Annotated in this window: 22 protein-coding genes; 13 read left to right on the top strand and 9 right to left on the bottom strand. The window is 72.9% G+C overall.

The features are described from left to right. Nucleotides 1-33: 33 nt before the first annotated feature. The 4 genes from FBZ33_RS25770 to FBZ33_RS25760 all read left to right on the top strand — a co-directional run bounded on the left by FBZ33_RS25770 (nucleotide 34) and on the right by FBZ33_RS25760 (nucleotide 6,269). On the top strand, nucleotides 34-3,444 hold the full coding sequence (locus FBZ33_RS25770) for an SCO7613 C-terminal domain-containing membrane protein (protein WP_141910981.1): 3,411 nt from the start codon (nucleotides 34-36) through the stop codon (nucleotides 3,442-3,444). Nucleotides 3,445-3,580: 136 nt separating this feature from the next. Further along, nucleotides 3,581-4,633 (top strand): acyl-CoA desaturase, encoded by a 1,053-nt coding sequence (locus FBZ33_RS25765; RefSeq protein ID WP_141910980.1) that lies wholly within the window; start codon nucleotides 3,581-3,583, stop codon nucleotides 4,631-4,633. A gap of 191 nt (nucleotides 4,634-4,824) precedes the next feature. After that, nucleotides 4,825-5,118 (top strand): 4a-hydroxytetrahydrobiopterin dehydratase, encoded by a 294-nt coding sequence (locus FBZ33_RS32950; RefSeq protein WP_185755412.1) that lies wholly within the window; start codon nucleotides 4,825-4,827, stop codon nucleotides 5,116-5,118. Next, nucleotides 5,115-6,269, top strand: a complete 1,155-nt coding sequence (locus FBZ33_RS25760) for an FHA domain-containing protein (RefSeq protein ID WP_088949971.1) — start codon at nucleotides 5,115-5,117, stop codon at nucleotides 6,267-6,269. The genes FBZ33_RS32950 and FBZ33_RS25760 overlap by 4 nt, the downstream gene beginning before the upstream one ends. Before the next feature lie 51 nt (nucleotides 6,270-6,320). Here the strand turns inward: FBZ33_RS25760 and rocD are convergent, their stop codons facing one another. The 3 genes from rocD to FBZ33_RS25745 form a co-directional block, all read right to left on the bottom strand. After that, nucleotides 6,321-7,535: an ornithine--oxo-acid transaminase gene (rocD, locus tag FBZ33_RS25755; RefSeq protein WP_185755524.1), complete on the bottom strand. Its 1,215-nt coding sequence runs from the start codon at nucleotides 7,533-7,535 to the stop codon at nucleotides 6,321-6,323. Beyond that, on the bottom strand, nucleotides 7,535-8,350 hold the full coding sequence (ddaH, locus tag FBZ33_RS25750; protein WP_172862232.1) for a dimethylargininase: 816 nt from the start codon (nucleotides 8,348-8,350) through the stop codon (nucleotides 7,535-7,537). Before ddaH ends, rocD begins: the two co-directional genes overlap by 1 nt. 317 nt (nucleotides 8,351-8,667) lie before the next feature. Continuing rightward, the gene (locus FBZ33_RS25745) at nucleotides 8,668-9,552 is read right to left on the bottom strand and encodes a sulfite exporter TauE/SafE family protein (RefSeq protein WP_255509042.1); all 885 of its coding nucleotides are present in this window, start codon (nucleotides 9,550-9,552) and stop codon (nucleotides 8,668-8,670) included. A gap of 268 nt (nucleotides 9,553-9,820) precedes the next feature. On the opposite strand from FBZ33_RS25745, the gene FBZ33_RS25740 reads away from it, so the two are divergent. Next, nucleotides 9,821-10,630, top strand: a complete 810-nt coding sequence (locus FBZ33_RS25740) for an Fpg/Nei family DNA glycosylase (protein WP_141910978.1) — start codon at nucleotides 9,821-9,823, stop codon at nucleotides 10,628-10,630. A 61-nt stretch (nucleotides 10,631-10,691) separates the two neighbouring features. Here FBZ33_RS25740 and FBZ33_RS25735 read toward each other — a convergent pair whose 3' ends face one another. Further along, on the bottom strand, nucleotides 10,692-11,558 hold the full coding sequence (locus FBZ33_RS25735) for an aminoglycoside phosphotransferase family protein (protein WP_141910977.1): 867 nt from the start codon (nucleotides 11,556-11,558) through the stop codon (nucleotides 10,692-10,694). Nucleotides 11,559-11,634: 76 nt separating this feature from the next. Here FBZ33_RS25735 and FBZ33_RS25730 point away from each other — a divergent pair, with 76 nt between their 5' ends. The 4 genes from FBZ33_RS25730 (at nucleotide 11,635) to FBZ33_RS25715 (ending at nucleotide 15,358) form a co-directional block, all read left to right on the top strand. Then, nucleotides 11,635-12,486 (top strand): TIGR03619 family F420-dependent LLM class oxidoreductase, encoded by an 852-nt coding sequence (locus FBZ33_RS25730; protein WP_099848282.1) that lies wholly within the window; start codon nucleotides 11,635-11,637, stop codon nucleotides 12,484-12,486. Nucleotides 12,487-12,568: 82 nt separating this feature from the next. After that, entirely contained in the window at nucleotides 12,569-12,907 is a 339-nt protein-coding gene (locus FBZ33_RS25725) for a nucleoside deaminase (protein ID WP_255509041.1), read from the top strand. A 235-nt stretch (nucleotides 12,908-13,142) separates the two neighbouring features. Next, on the top strand, nucleotides 13,143-14,408 hold the full coding sequence (locus FBZ33_RS25720) for an AGE family epimerase/isomerase (RefSeq protein WP_141910976.1): 1,266 nt from the start codon (nucleotides 13,143-13,145) through the stop codon (nucleotides 14,406-14,408). After that, nucleotides 14,405-15,358 carry a carbohydrate kinase gene (locus tag FBZ33_RS25715; protein WP_141910975.1) on the top strand — a complete coding sequence of 318 codons (954 nt, stop codon included), beginning with the start codon at nucleotides 14,405-14,407 and terminating at the stop codon, nucleotides 15,356-15,358. Before FBZ33_RS25720 ends, FBZ33_RS25715 begins: the two co-directional genes overlap by 4 nt. A gap of 113 nt (nucleotides 15,359-15,471) precedes the next feature. On the opposite strand, the gene FBZ33_RS25710 is transcribed toward FBZ33_RS25715, so the two are convergent. Genes FBZ33_RS25710 through FBZ33_RS25700 form a run of 3 tightly spaced genes read right to left on the bottom strand, consistent with a single transcriptional unit; the run spans nucleotide 15,472 to nucleotide 19,059 of the window. Next, nucleotides 15,472-16,491, bottom strand: a complete 1,020-nt coding sequence (locus FBZ33_RS25710) for a LacI family DNA-binding transcriptional regulator (RefSeq protein WP_370453044.1) — start codon at nucleotides 16,489-16,491, stop codon at nucleotides 15,472-15,474. 27 nt (nucleotides 16,492-16,518) lie between these two features. After that, complete coding sequence (locus FBZ33_RS25705; RefSeq protein ID WP_141910974.1) at nucleotides 16,519-17,898, bottom strand: FAD-dependent oxidoreductase; 1,380 nt, start codon at nucleotides 17,896-17,898, stop codon at nucleotides 16,519-16,521. Between the two features lie 24 nt (nucleotides 17,899-17,922). Beyond that, a complete protein-coding gene (locus FBZ33_RS25700; RefSeq protein ID WP_185755411.1) occupies nucleotides 17,923-19,059 on the bottom strand; it encodes a glutamate--cysteine ligase in 1,137 nt (378 codons plus the stop codon). A gap of 173 nt (nucleotides 19,060-19,232) precedes the next feature. Between FBZ33_RS25700 and FBZ33_RS25695 the strand changes: the two genes are divergently transcribed. From FBZ33_RS25695 to FBZ33_RS25680, 4 genes are all read left to right on the top strand, one after another. Continuing rightward, nucleotides 19,233-19,526 (top strand): DUF6412 domain-containing protein, encoded by a 294-nt coding sequence (locus FBZ33_RS25695; protein ID WP_231927131.1) that lies wholly within the window; start codon nucleotides 19,233-19,235, stop codon nucleotides 19,524-19,526. Between the two features lie 102 nt (nucleotides 19,527-19,628). Then, nucleotides 19,629-20,384 carry a membrane protein insertase YidC gene (locus tag FBZ33_RS25690; RefSeq protein WP_141910972.1) on the top strand — a complete coding sequence of 252 codons (756 nt, stop codon included), beginning with the start codon at nucleotides 19,629-19,631 and terminating at the stop codon, nucleotides 20,382-20,384. Between the two features lie 71 nt (nucleotides 20,385-20,455). Next, a complete protein-coding gene (locus FBZ33_RS25685; RefSeq protein WP_141910971.1) occupies nucleotides 20,456-21,865 on the top strand; it encodes a carbohydrate-binding protein in 1,410 nt (469 codons plus the stop codon). A 150-nt stretch (nucleotides 21,866-22,015) separates the two neighbouring features. After that, nucleotides 22,016-23,404: a chitinase gene (locus FBZ33_RS25680; RefSeq protein WP_141910970.1), complete on the top strand. Its 1,389-nt coding sequence runs from the start codon at nucleotides 22,016-22,018 to the stop codon at nucleotides 23,402-23,404. A gap of 51 nt (nucleotides 23,405-23,455) precedes the next feature. On the opposite strand, the gene FBZ33_RS25675 is transcribed toward FBZ33_RS25680, so the two are convergent. Further along, nucleotides 23,456-24,127 (bottom strand): DedA family protein, encoded by a 672-nt coding sequence (locus tag FBZ33_RS25675; RefSeq protein WP_088949957.1) that lies wholly within the window; start codon nucleotides 24,125-24,127, stop codon nucleotides 23,456-23,458. 69 nt (nucleotides 24,128-24,196) lie between these two features. After that, nucleotides 24,197-24,811, bottom strand: a complete 615-nt coding sequence (locus FBZ33_RS25670) for a DUF1349 domain-containing protein (protein ID WP_141910969.1) — start codon at nucleotides 24,809-24,811, stop codon at nucleotides 24,197-24,199. Nucleotides 24,812-24,830 lie beyond the last annotated feature (19 nt).

Raw genomic sequence — 24,830 nt, 5'->3', positions numbered from 1 at the left:
GCCGCACCCCGGTCGGCTTCCGATGATGACCGGGTGGACGACACCCGCTATCCCTGCCCCGCCTGCGGTGCTCCGGCCGACCTGACCGTCGGTTGCACCGGCTGTTCCCGTGCGCCCGATCCGACCGCCGCCGAGGTGGTCCGGCTGAGCCGCGAGATCGCCCAGCTTGAGCCGCAGGTGCAACGGGCTCGTCACGCGTACACCGAGCTGGCCGGTCGCCTGTCGGCCCTGTCGCGGCGGCGGTCCGAGCTGGCGGCGGTCGTCCGTGCCGGGTTGGCCGCCTCCGCCGGGGCACGCCCGGCGCCCCTCGTCGGGCCGGTGCCAGCTCTCGTCCCGGTCGCGGCGCCGGGCGCGGCCGAAACCTCGACCCGGACCGTCCAGGGTCTGCTCTTCGTCCTCGGTGGACTCCTGCTGGGCACCGCGGCGGTCGTGTTCACCGCGGTGGCCTGGGCGGCGGTGGGAGTCGGCGGACGGGCGTCGATCCTGGCCGCGCTCACCGCGCTCGCGCTCGCCGTGCCGCTGCTGGCGGTCCGTCGAGGGTTGCGGGGCACGGCGGAGACCTTCGCCGCTGTGGGTCTGCTGCTGGTGGTGCTGGACGGTTACGCGGCCTGGTCGGTGGACCTGGCCGGGGTGGCCGGTTGGCCGGGCAGCCGGTACGCCGCGCTGGTCGGGGGGGCCAGCGCGGCGGTCGCCGTCGCGTACGGCCGGTGGAGCGGGTTGACCGGGCCCTGGTTCGCCGCGCTGCTGGCCGCCCAGCCGGTGCTGCCGCTGCTCGCCGTCGGGGCCGAACCGGGTGCCGCCGGTTGGTCACTGGTCCTGCTCGGGGTGGCACTGGTGAACCTGGCCGTGCTGGCCGCGTTGCGCGGCCGGGACGGGGTGGCGCTGCTCGTCGGCAGGGTGTCGGCCGGGATCGGTCACGTCGCCGCTCTCGTCGGTGCCGCTGGGTGTGCCCTGACGCCGCTGATCCTCGGACGGGCGGCAGGGTCGCCACTGCTGGCCGGGCTGCCGCTGCTGCTGGTCGCGTTGACCGGGTTCGGTGCGGCCTGGCTGGTCGGCGGGCGGGCGCTGCGGGCGGTAGCCGCCGGGCTGCTGGTGCCGGTGCTCGCCGCCGCCCTGCTGCGCCCGGTGGCCGAGCTGCGGCCGTCCCTGCTGCTGCTCGCGTCGGCGACGGTGGCGCTCGGGCTGGCCGCCGCGGTGCGGATCCTGCCGGTCAGGTCCGGAGCGGAGGTGGCGGGCGCCGGTGGTTGGTGGACCGGACCGCGCGCCGGGGCGCTGCTGGTCGCGGCGGGCACGGCCCAGGTGGCCGCGCTGGTCACCGTCGCGCTGGCGGTCGCCGCCGCAGGCCGGTCGCTGCCGCCGTGGCGGGGGGCCGGCAGGGGACCGGCCCTGGACTGGGGCTGGCAGCTCGCACCCGCCGTGGCGTTGGGGGTCGGCGCGACGGTGCTGCTGCTGCCCCGGCGGGCCCGAGCGGCGCTCGCCACGGCCGGCGCGGTGGCGGTGCTGCTGGCCCTGCCGGCCGGGTGGTCGGCCACCTGGCCGCAGGTCCTCGCCGTCGACCTGGTCGGCGGGGTCGCGCTGCTGCTCGCCGTCCTGATCCGCCCGGCGACCCACCTGGCCTCCCTGCTCACCCGCGCGCTCGGCGGTGCCGTCCTGCTCGGGCACGGGCTGTTGGTCGCCCTGGCCGCCCCGGCCGGTGTGCTGGTGACGCTCGGCGTCATCGCCGTGGTCGGGCTGGCACTGGCCGTCCGGCGGGGCGCCGGGCCGTACCGGCAGGTGGCCGGCGGCGGTCTGCTGGTCGCGCAGCTCGCGCTGCCCGGGATCGCGGTGGTGGCGTCGTTCGCCGTTGGCGCGCCGCCCTGGTGGCAGGCGAGGTTCGCGCTGATCGCCGCCGGGCTGCCGCTGGTCGCGGTGCTCGCGGCGCGTCGCCAGCGGGTGGAGCTGATCGGGTACGCGGTGACCGGCGCGCTGGTCGCCATGACCGTGCCCGGCCTCGCCCCGCTGGTCCTGGCGGGGAACGAGCCGATCGCGCTGTACGCCGCGCTGGCGGCGCTGGGGGTCGCCCTCGTCGTCCGCTGGGATCGGCAGGAGGACGAGGCCCACCTGTCGGTCCCGGTGGTGGTGGCGGGCGGCGCTCTGGCGGTGGTCGCCGTGCTGGCGGCTCTGCCGAGGGTGCTGACCGCGCTCGTGTCGCCGTACGGCGACCCGGGACGGGTCTGGTCGGGGGTGCCCACCGTCGTCGCCGAGCCGGCAGCGCTGCCCGTCGGGTTGGCACTGGTGGTGCTGGCGGTGGCCGCCGTGGTCGCCGGCCGGCGGGTCCGCCCACCGGTCCTGCCCGCGCTGCCGTTCGCCGCGGCGGCGCTGCCGGTGCTGCTCGTCGCGGTCGGCGCGCCGTGGCCGGTGCTGCCTGCCGCCGTGCTCCTCGCCGGGTCGGCCGCGCTGCTGCTCGCCGCTCTGGCCGCGCCTCACCCGGGGCTCGCACCGATCGCCGTACCGCTGGGTGTGGTGCTGGTCGCCTCCGGTGTGGCAGGGCTGCTGGCCACCCGAGCCGGTTCGCTCGCTGCCGAGGGGGTGCTGTTGGTGGTGGCGGTGGTCGTCGCCGTCGGGGCGCGCACGGTCGAGGTGCGGATCGCCGGTTGTCTCGCGGCGGTGGGTGCCGCGTCCGCGTTGGCGGTGACCGCCTCGTTGGTGGGAGGGCTGCCGCTGCGGGCCGCCGCGTACCCCCTGTTGGCGGTGGCCGCGCTGGTGCTGGCTGTCGCCGCCGCGACCACCCCGGCGCGGGGTCTGGTCGGGCGGGTGCTGGACGCTGCCGCGCAGGCGGTGGCACTGGTGGCGGCGGTGTTCACCGTCGAGGCGGCGCGACACCTCGCCACGGTCTGCGTGCTCTGGGGTGCCGCCGTGGCGCTGCGGCTGCTGCGCCGGGGGGAGCCGGCCGGCCGGCGGTGGGCGTTCGCCGGCATCGCCGCCGCCAGCGAGCTGCTCGGGGCATGGGTGTTGCTGGCAGCCGGCGGGGTGACGGTGCTGGAGGCGTACACCCTGCCGGCTGCGGCGCTCGCCCTCGGCGCGGGCCTGCTGGCGTTGCGGACCCGGCCGGGGCTGACCAGCTGGCCAGCCCTCGGCCCGGGGCTGGTCGCGGCGCTGCTGCCGAGCCTCGTGTCGGTGCTGACCGGGCCGGACCCGCAGCCGGTGCGGCGACTGCTCCTCGGCGCTGCGGCGCTGGGCGCGGTGCTGGCCGGGGCGACCCGCCGATGGCAGGCACCGGTGCTGCTCGGCGGCGGTGTGCTGACGCTGCTGGCGCTGCACGAGTTGGCCCGGGGATGGGATCTGCTGCCCCGGTGGATCTACCTGGGGGTCGGCGGGTTGGCGCTGGTAGGGCTCGCCGCCACCTACGAGCGGCGGCGGCGTGACGTGGCTCGACTGCGCGCCGCGGTAGGCCGGCTGGGCTGAGTCGAACCAGGGGGGGTAGGGCCTGCCCTACCCCCTATTCGGGGGTTGTCGGGGTTACTCACCGCTACCGCGATCGGGAGACTTGACATTAAGCCCGAACCACCCCGGTACGGGCGTAAGCGGAACGGGAGCAGCGATGGCGCTCGGAGCGGTGGCGGAACCGCCGGTACAACGGCGAGGCAGTGACTACGCACAGTTGTCCCGTCGGATCAGCCAGGCAGGCCTGCTGGAGCGGCGCCCCGGCTGGTACGTCGCCCGCATCGTGCTCACCCTCGGGGCCTTCGTGGCCGGCTGGGTGGCCGTGTTCCTGCTCGGCGACTCCTGGTGGCAGCTGCCGCTCGCGGCCCTGATGGCGGTGGCCACCACCCAGGTGGCGTTCCTCGGTCACGACGCCGGGCACCGCCAGATGTTCCGTCGGCGCGGTCCCAGCGAGCTGGTGGGGTTGTTCGCCGGCAACGCGGCGGTGGGAATCAGCTTCGGCTGGTGGGTCGACAAGCACAACCGGCACCACGCCAACCCGAACCACGAGGACGAGGACCCGGACGTCGGCGCGGGCGCGCTGGTGTGGACGCCCGAGCAGGCCCTGGAGACCCGTGGGATCAACCGCTGGATGGCCAAGCGACAGGCGTACCTCTTCTTCCCGATGCTCCTGCTTGAGGGTCTGAGCCTGCACGTGGCGAGCATCCGGGCGATCGTCGGGCGTGAGTCGGACGGCCGGTACACCACCCCGATGCGGCGCCGGGCGGTCGAGGCCGTGCTGCTCGTCGCACACACCGCCGCCTACGTGGCACTGCTGTTGGCGGTCATGTCGCCGGTCAAGGCGCTGCTCTTCGCCGTCGTGCACCAGGCGCTGTGGGGTTTCTACATGGGTTGCTCGTTCGCGCCCAACCACAAGGGCATGCCGATGCCGACCGCCGAGGACGAGCTGGACTTCCTGCGTAAGCAGGTGCTGACCTCCCGCAACGTGCGGGGTAGCTGGCTGGTGGACGCCACGTTGGGCGGGCTCAACTACCAGATCGAGCACCACCTGTTCCCGAACATGCCCCGCGCCAACCTGCGGCGGGCGCAACCGATCGTTCGCGCCTACTGCGCGGAGCAGGGCATCCCGTACGCGGAGACCGGGCTGGTCGAGTCGTACCGGCAGGCGCTCGGTCACCTGCACGAGGTGGGACAGCCGCTGCGCGGCTGAGAAGGAAACGGCCGCTGCGCGGCTACGAGGACTGAACGGTGGGGCGGGCATCTGATGATGCCCGCCCCATCGTGGCACCCGATGTCGGGGCTCTGGCAGAGCGTCTGCGGCTGTAAGAGATTGATCGCCAGCTGAGCTGGCCACCGGTGGCGCGTACGGCCCGTCCTACGCGCCACCGGTAGGGTCTGGTCATGGCAGACCTGCTCACCGCGGACGCGGTGCGAGAAGAGCTGGGCCGGTTGCCCGACTGGTCGGGTGATCCGACCGGCATCGGTCGTACCGCCCAGCTCGGCAGTTTCCCGGCGGCCATCGCGGTGGTGGACCGGGTGGCGACGGTGGCCGAGGAGCTCGACCACCATCCCGACATCGACATCCGATGGCGGACCCTGACCTTCCGCTGTGTCACGCACTCGTCCGGTGGGGTCACCCACCGTGACATCGAGCTGGCTCGGCGGATCGACGACATCGTCCGGAGCGCGGCATGAGATTCGAGATCAGCAAGGTTCTGGACGCCATCGAGGGGCGGGTCTGCACCGACCCGTCGCTGGCGAGGGCGGTCATCGACCTGGCCGAGGTGATCCGCTATCAGGACATCGACGGCGGACGGCCGGCCAGCCTGCTGCGCCTCGGCATGGTCATCGACGCGCTCTCCCGCGAGTTGGAGGAGGACAGCGTCCAGGTCTACGCGGTGGTGCACCGGGCGTTGCTCTCCGACGCCGACCTCACCTCCAACGAGCGGATGGTCGTCCGCCGCTGGGCCGACGACGGGCTCGTCGAGGTGCTCGACAACCCGGGTGACCGGATGTTGGAGGTCGCCGACCTGCTCGGGTTGCCGGTGCTCAGCCGGGTGCGCTTCGACGGGCTGCGCGGTCGGTTCCCGTGGCTGGTCGAGCAGCCCGGTCGGGTGGTCGCGCCGGTGCCGGGCGCCGGCGGGCCGGTGTTCATCGCGCACGTCGGTGGTGGGCACTCGCCGGTTGCCGGCAAGCGTTCGCCGACCGGGGTGAAGCTGCTGGCCCGCCAGTGGCGTTGCCCGGAGTCGGGCTGCGCGCTGTTCGGTGGCGGTGGTGGGGGTGGCGCGTTCGCCGACCTGGCCGGGGGCGCCGACCGCAGCCCCGCCGCACAGCCGCCGCCCGCGCTGCGTAACGGCGTACCAACCTGCCCCCGACACGGCGTACGGCTCGGTGACGGCGGGCCTCGCCCACGTTCGGAGGTGCTCGCGGTGCGGGTCGGCGGCCTGGTCCGGCGGCGGTTCGTGCTGAGCGAGGACCAGCCGGTGGTGGCCGGCCGGGCACCCGAGCAGGAAGGCGGGATCATGCTCGGGCAGTGGCTCAACGACGAGGCGCGGCGATGGATCAGCCGTGGTCACGTCCACTTCGAGCTGCGGGTCGGTGAGGTCATCGTGACCGACGTCAGCACCAACGGCTCGGGCATCCGGCCGGCCGGTTCGATGGCCGAGTCGGACCGGATCCCCCTGGCACCGCAGCAGTCCCGGGTGTTGGGCGAGAACGACATGGTGGAGTTGTACCCCGGGGTGCAGATCGGTCGGGCCGAGGAACTGCCCACCGGTGCCCCGTTCACCCCCACGTCGGTGATGGCCGAGGCTCCGACGATGGCCATGCGCCTACCCCGTCCCTGACGCGAAGGCGGGCGTCGGCACCCCGACGCCCGCCTTCGGCACATCAGTGGTTCAGCTGGCCAGCACCTCGGCCAACTGGGCCACCGCCAGGTCGATCTCGTCCTCGGTGATCACCAGTGGCGGGGCGAGCCGGATGGTGGAGCCGTGGGTGTCCTTGGCGAGCACACCGCGCGCGGCGAGCCGCTCACAGGCCTCCCGGCCGGTCATCAGCGCCGGGTCGATGTCCAGACCGGCCCACAGACCGCGGACGCGTACCCCGACCAGACCCTTGCCGACCAGACCCTCCAGGCCGGCCCGCAGCCGTTCACCCAGCTCAGCGGAGCGGCGCTGGAACTCGCCGGTGGCGAGCAGCCGCACCACCTCGATGGCGACCGCGCAGGCGAGCGGGTTGCCGCCGAAGGTGGAGCCGTGCTGGCCGGGCTTGAGCACGCCCAGCACGTCGGCGTTCGCGGCCACCGCGGAGACCGGCACGATGCCGCCGCCGAGCGCCTTGCCGAGCAGATACATGTCCGGCACGACGCCCTCGTGGTCACAGGCGAAGGTCTTGCCGGTACGCCCCAGACCCGACTGGATCTCGTCCGCGATGAAGAGCACGTCGCGCTCGGTGCAGACCTGGCGTACGCCCGGCAGGTAGCCCTCCGGCGGCACCACCACGCCCTGCTCGCCCTGGATCGGCTCCAGCAGCACGGCAACGGTGTTCTCGTCGATCGCGGCGGTCAGCGCGTCCAGGTCGCCGTAGGGCACGACAGTGAACCCCGGGGTGTACGGCCCGAAGTCGGCGCGGGCGTCCTCGTCGGTGGAGAAGCTCACGATGGTGGTGGTCCGGCCGTGGAAGTTGCCCTCGGCGACCACGATGTTGGCCTGCCCGGCGGGCACGCCCTTGACCTGGTAGCCCCACTTGCGGGCCACCTTGATCCCGGTCTCGACCGCCTCGGCGCCGGTGTTCATCGGCAGCACCAGGTCCTTGCCGCACAGCTCGGCCAGCTCCCGGCAGAAGTCGGCGAACTGGTCGTGGATGAACGCGCGGCTGGTCAGCGTGAGGCGGTCCAGTTGTGCGTGCGCGGCGGCGATCAGCTGTGGGTGCCGGTGGCCGAAGTTCAGCGCCGAGTAGCCGGCCAGGCAGTCCAGGTAACGCCGGCCGTCCACGTCGGTGAGCCAGGCACCCTCCGCGGACGAGATCACCACCGGCAGCGGGTGGTAGTTGTGCGCCGTCCAGCGCTCGGCGTCCCGGACCGCGCCCGGCGTACGCAGCTTGTCATCCACGATCACTTGCTTGCCTTTCCCTGACGGAGTCGCAGCGTGCAGCACTTCGGTCCGCCGCCGGCCTTACGTAGCTCGGACAGGTCGACCCCGATGGTTTCGTAGCCCCGATCGCGCAGCTTGGCGGCCAGGTCAGTGGCCTGCGCGGGCAGCACCACGTGCCGGCCGTCGCTCACCGCGTTCAGGCCCAGCACCTCGGCGTCGGCCATGGTGGCGTGCACCGCGTCGGGGAAGAGCCGGCGCAGCACGGCCTGGCTGCCGGGGGAGAACGCCTCGGGCAGGTACGCCACGGTCCGCTCGTCGAGCACGGTCAGCGCGGTGTCCAGGTGGTAGAAGCGCGGGTCGACCAGCTGCATGGTGATCACCGGGTAGCCGAAGACCTCCTGCAACTGGGCGTGCGAGGCGTGCGCCGTGCGGAAGCCGGTGCCGGCCAGCAGGTGGTCGCCGGCCAGCAGGACGTCGCCCTCGCCCTCGTTGACGTGCTTCGGGTCGTACATCTCGAAGCCAGCGTCCTCGAACCAGGCGCGGTACGCCGGTGCCTCGTCGGCCCGCTGCGGGTCGCGGAACTGCACGGCCATCGCCTTGCCGTCGATCACGGTGCCACCGTTGGCGGCGAAGACCATGTCGGGCAGGCCGGGCACCGGAGTGATCTCCTCGACGGTGTGGCCCAGGTCGCGGTACGTCTGGCGCAGCTGCTCCCACTGCCGGACGGCCAGCGCGGCGTCGACCGGCGCCGTCGGGTCCATCCAGGGGTTGATCGCGTAATCGACGGCGAAGTACGTCGGCCGGCACATCAACAGGCGCTGGCTGGTGGCGTCCATCGTCATTGTCCTGCTCCCAGGGGTCGGGCGCGCCCGGCCACCGTGGCCCACGGGCTGGCGCCGTTGCTCAACGGTATGCGGCGTCAGCGGCAGGATCCACCACTGAGAGTTGCGCGGACCGAACATTCGTTGCGTCTGAGCGACTGCCGGGAGCGATTCGTTGTGTCAGGCGTGCCCGACCCCGGAAACACTTCAGGGGCGGCGAACCGCCGCCCCTGAAAGGGTGTCGCCCGGCCGGTGAACCACCGGAGTGTTCGGGCTGCCGGCGAACCGCCGGCTTTTCGCCGGTGCATCACCGGCGAGCGGAACAGTGCCCGCTAGAAACGATCGACAAACTGTGAGTCAAGCCACTCACGGAAGCGCTGCACCCAGTCGCCGTCGGTGGTGGGCCAGTCAAACTGGCCGGTCATCGCCAGCACCCCGATCACCACGGCGGCCAGCCCGATCAGCACGCCGAAGAGCGCGTCGGTCTTGCCGGCGACGTGCCGGCGGCGGGTGGCCATCAGGCCGAGCACCGAGAGCACCGCGCCGAACGCGCCGAGCCCGATGCCGTACCCGGCCAGGGTGCCGGTCAGCACGAACATCGCACCGGCCACGGCGACGATCAGGCCGAGGGTGGCGAGCAGGCTGGCCCGCGGCTTCGGGCCGCGCGTCACCGGCGGCTCGGGCGCGGTCGTGTCCGGGGTCGGGTCGACCGGGCGGTCGGTGGTGACCCGGTCCGTCGTGTCGGGTCGCGGGGTCGTGCCGTCGAGGTCGGTGTCCCGGTCGGCCGTGCGCCCCGTGGTCGGGTCGGTGCCGGGCCGGGGCTCGGTCAGGACCGGGCTGGCGGCGCCGCTGCGCGGCTCCGTCTCCACCGGACGGGCGGTGGCAGTTGTGCTCTCCGCGGGTCGGGCGGTGGCGGCGCGGGCTACCGCAGCCCGCTCGGCGGCCCGCCGCTCGGCCTCGCCGGGCTGGTTGCCGGCCTGATCGCCGGGCTGGTCGTCGGTTGCGGCGGCGCTGCGGTACGTCGTCTGGTCTGCGTCCCGATCGGTGACCACCGGGCGACTGCGCTCGCCGTCCCCGGGCTGGTCCACGTCGGTCTGAGTTGAGCTGTCCCGGCCGCTGGCGACCGGGGTGTCCCGGTCGTCGATGCGACCGTCGAGGTTCTCGTCCCGCGTCGGTGCCGGCTCGGACCGGCGGGACAGCGAAGGAATCCTGACCACTACACACCTCCTGATGAATGCGTGGTGGCCGACGAAACGGGTGGCACCCACGCGGTGTCGACCCTCGAATACCCACCTGGGCGTTTCCTGACACCAATCCTGGGTACGGGCTCGACGCTCGGCTTTGATCGACTGGGCACGAGCGCCACGGCCGGCCTTGATCGACTCGGTTTCCTGGAGGTCGCGGTGTCCTGCACGCCTGGACACCCCGGTTTTCAGAAACCCGAGTCGATCGCCGTGCCAGCGCGGCTGGCTATCCTTGGCACCCGTGCCAGAGGGACACACGATCCATCGCCTGGCGGCTCGGCACGCCGAGCTGTTCGCCGGGGACAAGCTGCACGCCGCGAGCCCGCAGGGCCGCTTCGCCGACGGCGCCGCCCGGCTCACCGGGACGGTGCTGGAGAGCACCGAGGCGTACGGCAAGCACCTGCTGCACCACTACGCCGGTGAGCTGACCCTGCACGTACACCTCGGGCTGTACGGCAAGTTCACCGACGGCCCGGGGGAGCCGCCGGAGCCGGTCGGTCAGGTGCGGCTGCGACTCGCCAGCGATCGGCACTGGCTCGACCTGCGCGGACCCACGGCCTGCGAGCTGATCACCCCACCCGAGGTGGCCGCACTGCGGGACCGCCTCGGACCGGACCCGCTGCGCACCGACGCCGACCCGGAGCGGGCGTACGCCCGGATCTCGCGCAGCCCCACGCCCCTCGCCGCGCTGCTGCTGGACCAGTCGGTGGTGGCCGGCACCGGGCTGATCTTCGTGACCGAGGCGTTGTTCCGGGCCGGCCTGCCGCCGACGATGCCCGGCCGAGGGCTCACGCGGGCCAACTGGGACGCGCTCTGGGCCGACCTGGTCGGGCTGATGCGACTCGCGGTCGAGCACGGCCGCATCGACACCGTGCGTGACGCGCACCTGCCGGAGGCGATGGGCCGGCCGGCGCGGGTGGACCGGCACGGTGGCGAGGTGTACGTCTACCGCCGCCCCGGCGCGCCCTGCCACGTCTGCGGCACCGAAGTCAGCCGCGGCGAGCTGGCCGGCCGCAACCTGTACTGGTGCCGGACCTGCCAGGCCGTCTGAGCCGCCCGCCCCGACGCATGCACCGCCCCGCCCTTCGGGCGACTCGCGGCGCTGCCGGACCTCAGTCGGCGTCGAGCAGCCAGCGGACCACCTCGACCTGGTGCGGAAAGACGACCGCACCGTCGATGCTCCAGGCCAACGTGTGCCCGATCGTCCAACCCCGGGCCCGCTCGCGGTCCAGCCCCAGCTCGGCGGTGAGCCGGTCCAGCCGGTGCCGGACGGCCGTTGGCGAGTGACCCAACTCCCGACCGCGCACCATCGGCACGACCGAGAACTCCCGCTCGCCGGTCAGCGGCTTCGGGTCGATCGCCAGCCATGGTTCCCGGTCGGCGGCGAGCACGTTGCCGGCGTGCAGGTCCTGGTTGACCAGCACCTGCTCGCCCTGACTCGACGCCAGCCCGGTGAGCAGGTCGAGTGCCGCGTCGAGCAGCCGTCGCTCGTACGGCCGGCCGGCCCGTTCCCAGTTGTCAGGCATCCGGTCGATCCAGCCGGCGGCCTCCTCGGTCAACGGGGTAAACGGCGCGCCGGCCGGTCGCCACAGCCGGGGCAGCAGGGCGGTCATCGCGTCCAGCGCGCGGTCCATCGGAAGCTCGTGCAGCGGAGTGCCGGGCTGGCAGCGTTCCACCAGCAGGGCGCGTCGTTCCGGATCGTGGGCGAGCAGCCGGATCGCCCCGTCGCCGTTCCACTGGGCCAGGGCGTCGGCCTCGTGCCGGCTGTCCTCGTCCGGGTACTGGAGCTTGAGCACCGCCGCCGTGCCGTCGGGCAGGTCCGCGGGCAGTGCCAGGGATGCATAGGCGTAGCGGAAGGGCGGGCCGAGTCGCAGCGACCACCGCTCGGTGCACTCCGCCAGCCACGTCGGGAGGGTGCCGAGCCAGGTCCGGCCCGCCGGTGTCGTACGGACCCAGTCGAGGCCCTCGGGGAGATCCATCCGACCATCCTGGGCCGTCCACCGCTGCGTTGGTGGCCTGTTCCCATGCCGGGTCCACAGTGGCTAGCGTAGGGCCGTGCAGATCGGCGTGAACGTACCGAACTTCGCCCCGGGCACCGACCCCGACGTGCTGCGTCGGTGGGCGCAGACGGTCGAGGGTCTCGGCTTCGATCTGCTGATGGTCTCCGATCACATCGTGGTGACCCCGGACGTGGCCGAGCAGTACCCCGCGCCGTTCTACGAGCCGTTCACCACGCTGTCCTGGCTGGCCGGGGTGACCTCCCGGGTCCGGTTGGGCACCACTGTGCTCATCGTCCCGTACCGGCACCCGCTGCTCATGGCCCGGATGGCGGCGAACCTCAACCGGCTCAGTGGCGGCCGGCTCGTCCTCGGGGTCGGCGTCGGCTGGGCCCGGCAGGAGTTCGAGGCGCTGGGCGTGCCGTTCCAGCGGCGCGGCGCGCTGACCGACGACCACCTGCGGGCCATGCGCGACGCCTGGCAGAACACCGACGACTACGACTCGGGTGCGATCCCGATCTGGGTCGGTGGCAACAGCGAAGCCGGCATGCGCCGCGCGGTCCTGCTCGGTGATGCCTGGCACCCGCTGCGGGTGGCACCCGGACGGCTGGCCGAGGCCGCCGCACGACTGAAGACCATCGCCGCTGACCTGGGCCGCCCGGTGCCCGCGTTGGTGCCGCGCATCGCACTCCAGGAGACCCGGGAGCCGGTCACCGCCCCGGACCGGCTCGCCGGTGTCGGCACCATCGACCAGATCACCGCCGACATCGACCAGATCCGACTGCTCGGCGCCGAGGCGGTGGTGCTCGACCCGTTCAACGGCGACCTGACCGAGATCCGCCAGCCCGAGCGTGCCTGGCGGACACTGGCGGCCGTGGCCGCACATCACAGATCCCAGGAGGGCCGATGACACCCGACGACGAAAGGTTTCTCCGCCGCGCCGTGGAACTCGCAGTCAGGCGGGGGCTTCCGGCGAACGGCCGTTCGGCTCGTTGCTGGTCGATGCCGAGGGCGTCGTCCTGATCGAGGACCACAACACAGTGGTCTCCGAGGCGGACATCACCGCTCATCCGGAGTTGAAGCTGGCCCGCTGGGCGGCTCGGGAGCTTCCCGCCGAGAAGGCTGCCGGCACCACCATGTTCACCAGTTGCCAGCCCTGCCCGATGTGCGCGACCGCCATCGACCGCTCCGGCCTCGGACGCGTGGTGTACGCGCTGTCCAGCGAGCAGTTCGAGGAGGTCAAGCCCGCCACGCCGCCGCTGCCTTTGGTTCGTTACGAGGGGCCGGCGCTCTTCGACGAGGCGCGCCAGCCGATCGACGACTATTACTGACCAGATCCGGCCCGGAGCGGTGTGACGCAACCGGAATTGACAGTCGACCGATCACCGGAGCAGGGTTGGCAAGTGACAACGATGTCAACGGGCAAAAGGGGGGAATCGTACGCATGATCACTCCCGATCGCACCCGCAGCTCGGGGCGTCCCGTTGGCGGTTTTCCGGCGCGGACCCGGTCCGCCCGCCGATCCTGGCCGTATGTCCCTTTCCTACCCGACGGTGACCAGCTGAGATGACCGACGTGCCCCGATCCGACGCCGCAAAGACCCCCGCTCCCGCCGGGTCACCCGACCTGCCCGATCTGGAGGAGTTCCTCGCCGATCAGGCCCGCACACTGCTCGACACGGCCGGCCGGTCGGTTCGGCCCGAGGGCGGCTTCTGGTGGCTCACCGACGACCGCACCCCGGACCGCGGTGAGCCGGTGTTCACCTGGATCACCTGCCGGATGACCCACGTGGCCGCCCTCGCCCACCGCCACGGCGACCCGGACGCCGCCGCTCTCGTCGACCACGGGATCGCCGCGCTCAGCACCCTGCTGCGCGACGATCGGTACGGCGGTTGGTTCAGCGCGGTGGACAAGCAGGGGGCACCCGTCGACGATCGGAAGGCCGGCTACGACCACGCGTTCGTGCTGCTCGCCGCGTCCAGCGCCGCGCGGGCCGGCCGGCCGGGCGCGGAGCGGTTGCTCGCCGACGTGCTGAGCGTGGTGCGGGACCGGTTCTGGGACGACGACGCCGGCGCGGTCCGCGAATCGTGGAACCGGGACTGGACGGTCACCGAGGACTACCGCGGCGCCAACAGCAGCATGCACATGGTCGAGGCGTTCCTCGCCGCCACCGCCGCCACCGGCGACGCGAGCTGGGCCGACCGGGCCCTGCGGATCGCCTCCCACCTGGTGCACGGCGAGGCCGCCCGGCACGACTGGCGGCTGCCCGAGCACTTCACCGCCGACTGGACGCCGCTGCCCGACTACAACCGGGACCAGCCCGCGGACCCGTTCCGCCCGTACGGCTCCACCATCGGCCACTGGCTGGAATGGGCCCGGCTGCTGCTCGAACTGGAGGCTGTCCTTCCGCAGCCTCCTCGGTGGCTGCTCGCCGACGCCCGTGCCCTGTTCGCCGCCTCCGTTCGACGAGGCTGGGCGGTCGACGGCGCCGACGGCTTCGTCTACACGATCGACTGGGATGACCAACCGGTGGTCCGCTCCCGGATGCACTGGGTCCTCGCCGAGGCGGTCGGCGCGGCCATCACCCTGCACCGGCGCACCGGGGACGCGGTCTACGCCGACTGGTACCGGGTCTTCTGGGCGTACGCCCAGCGCACCCTGATCGACGGCACCGGGTGGCGGCACGAGCTGGATGCACAGAACCTGCCCTCCGACACGGTCTGGCACGGCCGGCCGGACGTCTACCACGCCTACCAGGCGGTGCTGCTGTCCCGCGCGGCCGACGGGCTCGGCGGCGCCGGCCCGCTCGCACCGGGCGAGGTGGGCGCGTGATCGTGGTCGCGGGTGAGGCACTGATCGACCTGGTGATCACCGCCGACGGCCAGCGGGCCGTGCCAGGGGGCTCCCCGGCAAACGTGGCGGTCACCCTGGCTCGCCTCGACCAGCCGGTACGACTGCTGGCCCGGCTCGGCACCGACGAGTACGGCCGGCAGGTCGCCGAGCACCTGCGGGCCAACCGGGTGGACCTGGGGTGGGCGGTCCGCGCCGAGGAGCCCACGTCGGTGGCGGTGGCCACGTTGGACGCCAGCGGGCAGGCCAGTTACGAGTTCCGGCTGGCCGGCGCGGCGGACTGGCAGTGGACGCCGCAGGAGCTGCCCGAGCTGGCCGGCTCCACGGCGACAGCCCTGCACACCGGGTCGCTCGCGCTCGCGCTGGCCCCCGGGGCGCAGGTGCTGGAGGACCTGCTCGCCTCCGAACGTCACCGGGACGCGCTCACCCTCTCGATCGACCTCAACCTGCGTCCGAGCATCGTCACGGACCGGGCCGCCGAGCAGGAGCGGGTACGCCGGCAGGTGCCCCTCGCGCACCTGGTCAAGGCCAGCGACGAGGACCTGGCCTGGCTCTACCCGGACCGGTCGGTGGCCGACGTGATGGCGGAGTGGCATGCGGCCGGGGTGTGCTGTGCGGTTGTGACCCGGGGCGGTGAGGGCGCCTGGCTGCTCGCCCCGGACGGCACGCTGCACGAACAACCGGCGGTACGCACCACGGTGGTCGACACGGTAGGCGCCGGCGACTCGTTCACCGGCGGTCTGCTCGCCGCGCTGGCCGACCTCGACGCACTCGGCGACCGGCCGGCCGACCGGCTCACCGCGGTGACCGCGCCGCAGTGGGCTGTGGTGCTCCGGCAGGCCGCCACGGTCGCCGCGCTGACCTGCGGGCGCCGAGGCGCAGACCCGCCCAGCCGCGCCGAGGTCGAAACCCTGCTAACCGCCGCGAGCTAGAACCCCTCGCCCGGTCGATCATGGACTTGTGGTGGGCGTTTGATCGCACTTCGCGGCATATACCCGGCACCACAACTCCATGATCGACGCCCGAGGAGGGAGCAGGGGAGGGGTCAGGGGCGGGTCAGGCCGCGGGGTAGGAGCCTCGTGGGGAGCACTGTGGTCGTCGGTGCGGAGTCGTCGCCGGCTATGCGTTGGAACAGTCGCTCGGTGGCTACCCTCGCCAGCTCCCGGGTGTCGTACCCGACGACGGTCAGCGGCCGGGGCATCAGGTGCGCCAGTTCGAAGTCGTCGAAACCGACCAGCGCGGCGTCACTGCCCCGCCGGTGCAGCTCCTGGAGCGCGCCGACGGTGAGCCGGTTGTTGGCGCAGAAGAACGCGGTGGGCGGGTCCGCCAGGTCGAGCAGCGCGGCGACCGCCCGACCGGCCTCCTCGGGAGCGATGAGCCTCTCGCGAACCAGCGACTCGTCCGGCTCGACCCCGGCCGCCTCCAGCGCCGCGCGTGCCCCGACCAGCCGCTCGCGCATCGTGGGCACGCTCGGCGCGCCCAGCAGGAGGCCCACCCGGCGATGCCCCGCGTCGAGCAGCGCGCCCACCCCGGCATGGCTGCCGCCCCGGTTGTCCAACAGCACAGCGTCGGCGTGCAGCCCCTGCGGCGGCCGGTCCAGGAACACCACCGGCATCCCAAGCTCGACCTCACGACGCAGGAACGAGTGGTCGAGGCCCGCCGGCACCACCAGCAGCCCGTCGACCCGGCGCTGCGTGAAGTCCTGGAGCAGGGCGCGTTCCCGCTCCGGGTCCTCCTCTGACGAGGCGGTGATCAACATGGTGCCGTGGGCGGCGGCGATCTCGGCGGCGACGCTGGCGATGGTCGCGTAGAACGGGTTGGCGATCTCCTCGATGAGCAACCCGACGGTGGCGTTGAGCTGCCGGGAGCGCAGGTTGCGGGCGATGTCGTTGCGCCGGAAGCCCAGCTCGGCGATGGCGGCCAGCACCCGGTTGACCAGTTCCTGCCCCACCGGCTCGTCGTTGACCACCCGGGAGACCGTCTTCAGGCTGACGTCGGCGCGCCGGGCCACGTCGACCATCGTCGGGCGTCGACGCGCTGTCGGCCGGGTCGGGGTCTGGGTCACGGGGTGGTCCTCCACGGCGGACGCGGGTCAGCGGGCGAGCGCGGCGAGCGCATCGACCGCTTTTCGGGCGGCGATGAGCACCGGGTCCCACACCGGCGCGTACGGCGGAGCGTAGCCCAGGTCCAGTGACGTCATATCGTCCACCGTCATGCCGTTCCAGAGTGCCACGGCAAGCGTGTCGATCCGTTTGGCCGCCTCGGACCAGCCGACGATCTGCGCGCCGAGCAACCGGCCGCTGGGACGCTCGGCGAGCAGCTTCACCGTCATCGGCCGGGAACCGGGGTAGTAGCCGGCCCGGTTGGTCGACTCGGCGATCACCGAGACGAAGTCGAAGCCGGCCGTCCTGGCCTCGCCCTCGCGCAGGCCCGTCCGACCCACCTCCAGGTCACAGACCTTGGTCACCGCCGTGCCGATCACGCCGGCGAACGTGGCGTACCCGCCACCGATGTTGATCCCCGCAACCCTGCCCTGCTTGTTGGCGTGCGTGCCCAGCGGCACGTGCACCGGCATTCCGCTGACCCGGTGCAGGGTCTCCACGCAGTCACCGGCAGCCCAGATCCCGGGCAGCCCCGGCACGCGCATCCGGCGGTCCACCCGGACCCCACCGGTCGGCCCGATCGGCAGCCCGGCAGCCTCGGCGAGCGCGGCGTTGGGGCGTACGCCGAGGCCCAGGACCACGACGTCGGTCGGCATCGGCCCCTCGGCCGTGACCACCGCGGACACCCGGCCGTCCCGCTGCTCCAGGCCGGTCACCGGCAGGCCGGTCCGGATTGTGATGCCGAGGCCGCGCATGGCCTCGGCCACCAGCTCGCCCATGTCGGCGTCCACCGTCGCCATCGGCTGGTCGCCCGCCTCGACAAGGGTCACCGAGAGGCCGCGCTGGATCAGCGCCTCGGCGATCTCGACGCCGATGTAGCCGCCGCCGACCACCACGGCCCGGCGCGGCTTCGGCTCGGCGTCCAACCACTCGCGCAGCGCCGCCCCGTCGTCGAGGGTCTGCATGCCGAACACGCCACCCGCGTCGGTGGCCGCCCACGGCGGTTTGACCGGCACCGCACCGGTGGCGTACATCAGGTCGTCGAAGCGCTCGCGGACCTCTCCGTCGCCCTCCAGATCCCGGGCCACCACCTCGCGGCGTTCCAGGTCGATGGCCGTGACCTCGTGGCGCATCCGGACGTCCATCGCGTACTCGGTGCGGAACGTCTGCGGATCCCTGGCGATCAACGCGTCCGGGCCCGGCACCAGGCCACTGATCCAGTACGGGATGCCGCACGCCGAGTAGGAGGTGAAATGGCCCCGCTCGAAGACCACGATCTCCAGGTCGTCGCGGTCGCGGCGGCGTCGGGCCTGGGACGCCGCCGACATTCCGGCGGCGTCTCCGCCGATGACAATCAGGCGTTGCGCCACAGGCTCATCCTGTCACGACGGTGTTCAGCCACGGGTCTGCCGTGCGACGTCCTGCACCACGTCGATGAGTCGTCCGGTGCGCTCGTACACCGCGCGTTGCCGTGCGGCCCCGGTGCCGTGCCGGCGCAGCCCACCCAGCAGATCGGTCACCTCGGCCCAGTCGCCATGCTGCTCCAGCGCAGGTCGCATCCGCTCGACGAACCGGTCCAACAGCTCCCAGGCCGGGCGCAGCTCGCCGTTGGTGACGTCGACGGCCTCGCCTTCCAGGCCGTCGTGGGCGGCCCGCCAGTGCGCGCCGACCAGCAGGTGGTGGTCGGTCTGCAACGCCGGCCGGCCGGCCTCGACATCCGCCATGGCGGTGGCCACCAGGGCCCGGACCAGCGCGGCGACCAGAACCGCGTCGTCCACCGACGGGCAGACGTCGCCGATCCGCAGCTCCACCGTCGGGTACTTCGCCGACAGCCGGGCGTACCAGTAGAGCATCCCCTCGTCGAGCATCACCCCACTGGAGATCAACTGGCGGATCAGCCGCTGGTAGTGCTCGTGCGACTCCAGAAACGGCGTCGGCGCGACCGACGGCCAGCGCTCCCACTCCACGGATCGCCAACTGGCGTAGCCGGTGTCCTCGCCGCGGGAGAACGGGGAGTTGGTGGTGATCGCGTGCAGCATCGGCAGCCACGGTCGTACGTGGTTGAGCACCTGCACGCCGGTGTCCGGGTCGGGCACGCCCACGTGCACGTGCATGCCGTTGTTGCCGGGGCCGGGGACGAGCAGTCGGAACCGCTCGATCATCCGGTCGAAGCGGGGCTTGTCCACCACCGGCGGCACCGGGCCGTCCACCGGGCCGGTGCCGATGGCGAGCAGGGTCACGCCGGCCCGCTCGGCGGCTTCGGCGAGCGCCCGACGCAGTACGCCGAGGGAGTGCCGGATCGACGAGAGCTCAAGGCCGGGCGGGCTGCCGATCTCGATCTGACTGGTCTGGAACTCCCGTTCCACCTGCCCGCGCAGCTCAGCCGGCACCTGCTCCATGACCAGATCGACGGCCGGGACCGCGGCTCCGGTGTGCGGGTCGACGAGCAGGAACTCCTCCTCGACACCCACGGTGAGCAATCCGGTCGCCGCAGCCTCTTCGCTGAGCGCCTCCGCCACCTGACCGGTCATCGACACCACCGCCCGTTTCTGCCGAATCGCGGCCCATCCGCGTCGGTCCGTCGTCTGGTTACCCAACGTGGTGATGCCGGGAAACGTGGCGGTGGCGCGTCGTCCTCGGTGTGCCGGCACCCGGAGGTCGCGATTCGCCCGGACGGCGTGACACCGGGTCCTATGCTGAGCCCGTGCCGGTGCCGCTGGGATTCGTCGGGTTCGCGTGGCTGTACGCGTTCGCCCAGCTCACCCTGCTCGCGGGCCGGCCGGCCGACCTGCTCGCGGGCGCCGCGCTGACCGCCCTGGTGCTGCTCGCCGTGGTGCTGGCGGCTCGGGTGCACGACCGCGCGGGTACGCCTGGCGCCGGCCCCCGGTGGGCCGGGTTGCGCGCCCGTTCCCGTGGTCGACGGGTGCCCCGGCAGATCGACCCGGACGCCGCCGGCCGACCTCGTCCCCGCGCTCCCGGACACCCCTCGGCCGCGTAGCGCCACGCCGCCGCGCGGCCGATCCCGCCGTCACCGGTCCCCCCTGTCGAGCGGACACCGCCCGGGGGAGGGCCCCACCGGAATCGGACCGAGGGGTTTTCCATGCTTGCCTTCGCACCACTGCACGACGTCGTCGGCGCTGCCGGCACGGCACTGTCCTGGCTCACCGACCTGCTCGAACCACTGGCCGGCGGGATGGCGACCGCCGCCGCCATCGTGCTCTTCACCGTCGCCGTCCGACTGCTGATCTCGCCGCTCACCGTCGCGCAGGTCCGCGGCGAGCGGCGCCGCGCGGCGCTCGCCCCACAGGTGCGTGATCTGCAGCAGCGGTACGCGGACGACCCGGCGGCGCTTCAGCGCGAGGTGTTCGCGTTGTACTCCAAGGCCGGGGCGAACCCGATCGCCGGCTGCCTGCCGTTGCTGCTCCAGGCTCCCTTCCTGCTGGTCCTGTACCGGCTGTTCACCACGAGCGAGGGTGGCACCGGGCTGCTCGACGAGCGGCTCGCCGGGGTGCCGCTGGGTCACCATCTCAGCGACGGGTTGGGCGGGGCGGCCGGCCCGCTCTTCGCCGCCCTGCTGGCGGTGCTGCTGGCGGTCGCGTGGTGGTCGTCGCGGCGGGCCCGTCGGGCGTCGGCGGCGGTCGGGACGGTGGCCGGTACGCCCACCGAGGGGCCGGGGGCGGCCGTGCTCGGGCGGCTGCTGCCCCTGCTGCCGTTCACGACGGTGCTGGTGGCGCTGGTGCTGCCGCTCGCCGCGGTGATCTACCTGGTCACCACGAGTGTGTGGTCGGCGGCCGAGCAGGCGGTGCTGCGCCGACCACAGGCACCTCCGGCGTCCGCCGAGACAGATCGACGTTGACAACTGTGTGGACGGGACGTACAACTCTGAGAGAGCGCTCTCTCGATCCGTCCCCGCAGAGAGGCATGTCCATGCCACCTCCCCTGGCGGCCACCGCCGCCCCACCCGTCCGACGCCGCCTGCTGGCGTCCGTCCTGCTCGTCGCAACCACCACCGCACTGGCCGGTGTCACCATGACCGCGCAGGCCGCCGTGCCACCGCCACCTGCCGGTTGGAGCACGGTCTGGAGCGACGACTTCACCGGCGCGGCCGGCACCCTGCCGTCGGCCGCCAACTGGATCATCGACACGGGGCACAACTATCCGGGCGGCCCGGCCAACTGGGGCACCGGCGAGATCCAGAACTACACCGCCAGCACCGCCAACGTCAGCCACGACGGCGGCGGTAACCTGCGGATCACACCGCTGCGCGACGGTGGGGGAGGCTGGACCTCCGCCCGGATCGAGACCGTGCGCAGCGACTTCAAGGCCCCGGCCGGCGGCGTGCTGGCGATCGAGGGTCGGATCCAGATGCCGAACGTCACCGGTGCGGCGGCGGCCGGCTACTGGCCGGCGTTCTGGGCACTGGGCGCGCCCTACCGGGGCAACTACCAAAACTGGCCGGGCATCGGCGAGTTCGACGTGATGGAGAACGTCAACGGCATCAACTCCGTCTGGGGCGTGCTGCACTGCGGCGTCGCACCGGGCGGGCCGTGCAACGAGTCGAACGGCCTCGGCGCGTCCCGGGCCTGCCCGGGCGCCAGCTGCCAGTCGGCGTTCCACACGTACCGGTTCGAGTGGGACGCCTCGAGCAGCCCCCAACAACTGCGCTGGTATGTCGACGGGCAGCTCTACCACACTGTCACGGAGAGTCAGGTCGGTGCGTCCGCCTGGTCGCAGATGACCTCGCACGCCGGCTACTTCCTGCTGCTCAACGTGGCGATGGGTGGCGCCTTCCCGAACGGGGTGGCCGGCAGCGGCACGCCGACCGCGGCAACCGTCCCGGGTCGTCCGATGCTGGTCGACTACGTGGCCGTGTACCGCCGGGGTGGCGGGACCACCCCGCCGCCGACCACCCCGCCGCCGAGCGGGACGAGGGACGCGTACGGGCAGCTCCAGGCCGAGTCGTTCAACGCCCAAAACGGGGTGGCCGTCGAGGCGTGCGCCGAGGGCGGACAGAACATCGCGGCGCTGCGTAACGGGGACTGGGCGCGCTACGACGGCGTCGAGTTCGGCTCCAGCGCGCCGCGCGACTTCGTGGCCCGGGTCGCGTCCGGCGCGGCGGGCGGGGTGAGCGGTCTGGTGGAGGTGCGGCTGGGCAGTCCAACCGCGACTCCCATCGGCAGCTTCGCGGTCGGCAACACCGGCGGCTGGCAGAGCTGGCGCTCGGTGCCCGGCAACGTCGGCGGCGGGGTGACGGGCCGGCACACCGTCTATCTCACCTTCACCAGCGGCCAGCCGAACGACTTCGTCAACGTCAACTGGTTCACCTTCCGCCGCTGACGCGGACGTTCTGCGGCCTCCCGTCGCGCCGCCCCGCGCGACGGGAGGCCGCTCATCCGGGCCACCCCTGGACAGAAACAGTTAACTGTCTTAATAATTAGCGGTGACGTTGACGTCCATGGATGCCCTTTTCCGGGCGCGGAGGGTCGCATGAAGCCTGCCAGATCCCTAGTCCTGTCCCTGGTCACCGCGCTCGCCGCGACGCTCGGCGCGGCCGGGGTGGCCCTCCCGGCGTTCGCCGCCGGACCGACCGCCAGCTTCGTCAAGACCGCCGACTGGGGCTCCGGGTGGGAGGGGAAGTACACCATCACCAACGGCGGCAGCTCGACCATCAACGGCTGGAGCCTCGCCTTCGACCTGCCGTCCGGCACCACCCTCGGCAGCTACTGGGACGCGTTGCTCACCTCCGCCGGCCAGCGGCACACCTTCACCAACCGGTCCTGGAACGGCACCATCGCCCCGGGCGCCTCGGTCTCCTTCGGCTTCCTGGCCAGCGGCTCCGGCTCGCCGAGCGGATGCCAGCTCAACGGCGTGGCCTGCGGTGGCGGCACCCCGCCGCCCACCACGCCGCCGCCCACCACCCCACCGCCCACCACGCCGCCCCCGACGACCCCGCCGCCGACCGACCCGCCCACCGGTGACCTGCCGAAGCACCTGCTCACCGGTTACTGGCACAACTTCGACAACCCCGCCGTCGAGCTGCGGCTGCGCGACGTCCCCAACGAGTACGACCTGGTCGCGGTCGCCTTCGCCGAGGCAACCGCGACGCCCGGCGCGCTCACCTTCGGCATTGACCCCGGCCTGGCCACCGCGCTCGGCGGCTACACCGAAGCGGACTTCACCGCCGACGTGCGCACCCTGCACAGCCGGGGCAAGCGGGTGATCCTCTCGGTCGGCGGCGAGACCGGCCGGGTCACCGTCAACAACGCGGCCTCGGCCACCGCGTTCGCCGACACCGCCGCCGCGCTGATCGCCCGCTACGGCTTCGACGGGATCGACATCGACCTGGAGAACGGGCTCAACCCGACGTACATGGCGCAGGCGCTGCGCGCGCTGCGGGCCAAGGTCGGGTCGAGCCTGATCATTGCGATGGCACCGCAGACCATCGACATGCAGAACCCGGCCGGCGGCTACTTCAAGCTGGCGCTCGACATCAAGGACATCCTCACCGTCGTCAACACCCAGTTCTACAACTCGGGGGCGATGCTCGGCTGCGACCAGAACGCCGCCTACGGGCAGGGCACAGTGAACTTCATCGTCGCGCTGGCCTGCATCCAGTTGGAAGCCGGGCTGCGCCCCGACCAGGTCGGTCTCGGCCTGCCGGCGGGGCCGGGGGCGGCCGGCGGCGGCATCGTCGCGCCCAGCGTGGTCAACGCCGCCCTGGACTGCCTGGCCCGGGGCACCAACTGCGGCAGCTTCCGGCCGCCGCGCACCTACCCCGGCATCCGGGGCGCGATGACCTGGTCGGTGAACTGGGACGTCAGCAACGGCAACGGCTTCGCCAACGCGGTGGGGCCGCACCTGGACACTCTGCCCTGACCATGCTCGCCGGCGTCCGGCCAGGACGCCGGCGGTAAGCGATAACGCGGATCAACGACCGGCGGTCACCGACCGCCGGTCGTCGCGCTCCCGGCGGCGGCGGACCTTACGGATCACCCACATCACCACCATGACGACGAAGACCGCGACGATCGCGTAGTTGAACCAGTCGCTGTAGCGCTCGACGTTCTGCCAACGGCTCCCCAGCGCGTAGCCGGCCCCGACGATGAGACCGTTCCACACCCCGCTGCCGATGGTGGTGAGCAGGATGAACTCGCCCAGCGGCATCCGGTTGGCCCCGGCCGGCACGGAGACCAGGCTGCGGACCACCGGCACCACCCGGCCGATCAGCACCGCCCACCGGCCGTGCCGCTCGAACCAGCGGTCGGCCTTCTCCAGGTCGTCGCGGTCCACCAACGGGATGCGGTCCAGCCAACGCTTCAGCCGTTCCTCGCCGAGAGCCGCGCCGAGCCAGTAGAGCACCAACGCGCCGACCAGGGAGCCGACCGTCGCGGCCAGCACCACGAGGAAGACGTTGAACTGGCCCTCGTGGGCCAGGAAGCCGGCGAGCGCCAACACGATCTCGCTGGGAATCGGCGGGACGATGCTCTCCAACGCCACCAGCAGCGCCACGCCCACCGGGCCCATCGCCTCGATCACCGAGGCCACCCAACCGGTCAGCCCGGTGAACTCGGACGGGTCGCCACTCTGGGCGTACGCCATGGTCGTCCTTCCGGTCGGCTTCGGGGGATCGGAGGGTCATACCCAGCAGGGCCCTCGCTACACCTGCGCTCAGTGCTCCGGGTGCAGCGCGGTGTCCGCCGGCCCCTGCCGCCACCCGGTGAACACCACGGTCAGGCCGGCGCGGGACGGCGCGCAGCAGAACGGCCCGGCCAGCGTCTCGGCCGCCGGGTCCAGCGGGGTGAGCCGGACCAGTCGCCACGGCTCCTCGTCGACCCGGGCGCGGACGGTCAGCGCGTCGCCGGCCCGGCTGGCCCGCACTGTCACCTCCCGGCCCGCCCACTGCGGCACCGGCGCCACCGACCAGTCGGAGAACTCCCGGGTCACCACCGCGCCGAGCTGCGACTCGCCGTCGCTCATCTCGACACCGGCCTTGGTCCACGTCCGTTCGTCGACGCGGACGAGCACACCGGCCTGGTCGAACTGCGCCGAGAAGTCGAGCCGGAAGCTCACCTCCATGGCCGCGCCGACGGGCAGCGGTGCCAGCAGGGCCGGGCCGTCGTCGTGGACGAAGCCGTAGCTGGTCCGCCGCCAGAAGTCGCTCTCCGCAGCCGGTTCGACGACCAGCTCACCGGCCGGGCCCTCCTCGACGCGTACCGGCGGGTGCAGCCAGCTGCCCCGGGACCAGTCCATCGGTTCGCTCGGCGGTACGAGGTCGATCTCCATGACCGGCACGGTAGCCCAC

Origin of the sequence: Micromonospora sp. A202 (genome assembly GCF_006715105.1) — a bacterium.
In the GTDB taxonomy this organism is placed as follows: Bacteria; Actinomycetota; Actinomycetes; order Mycobacteriales; family Micromonosporaceae; genus Micromonospora; species Micromonospora zamorensis.
Note: the sequence above shows the minus strand (reverse complement) of the source record. Positions and strands in the feature narration are given on the sequence as shown.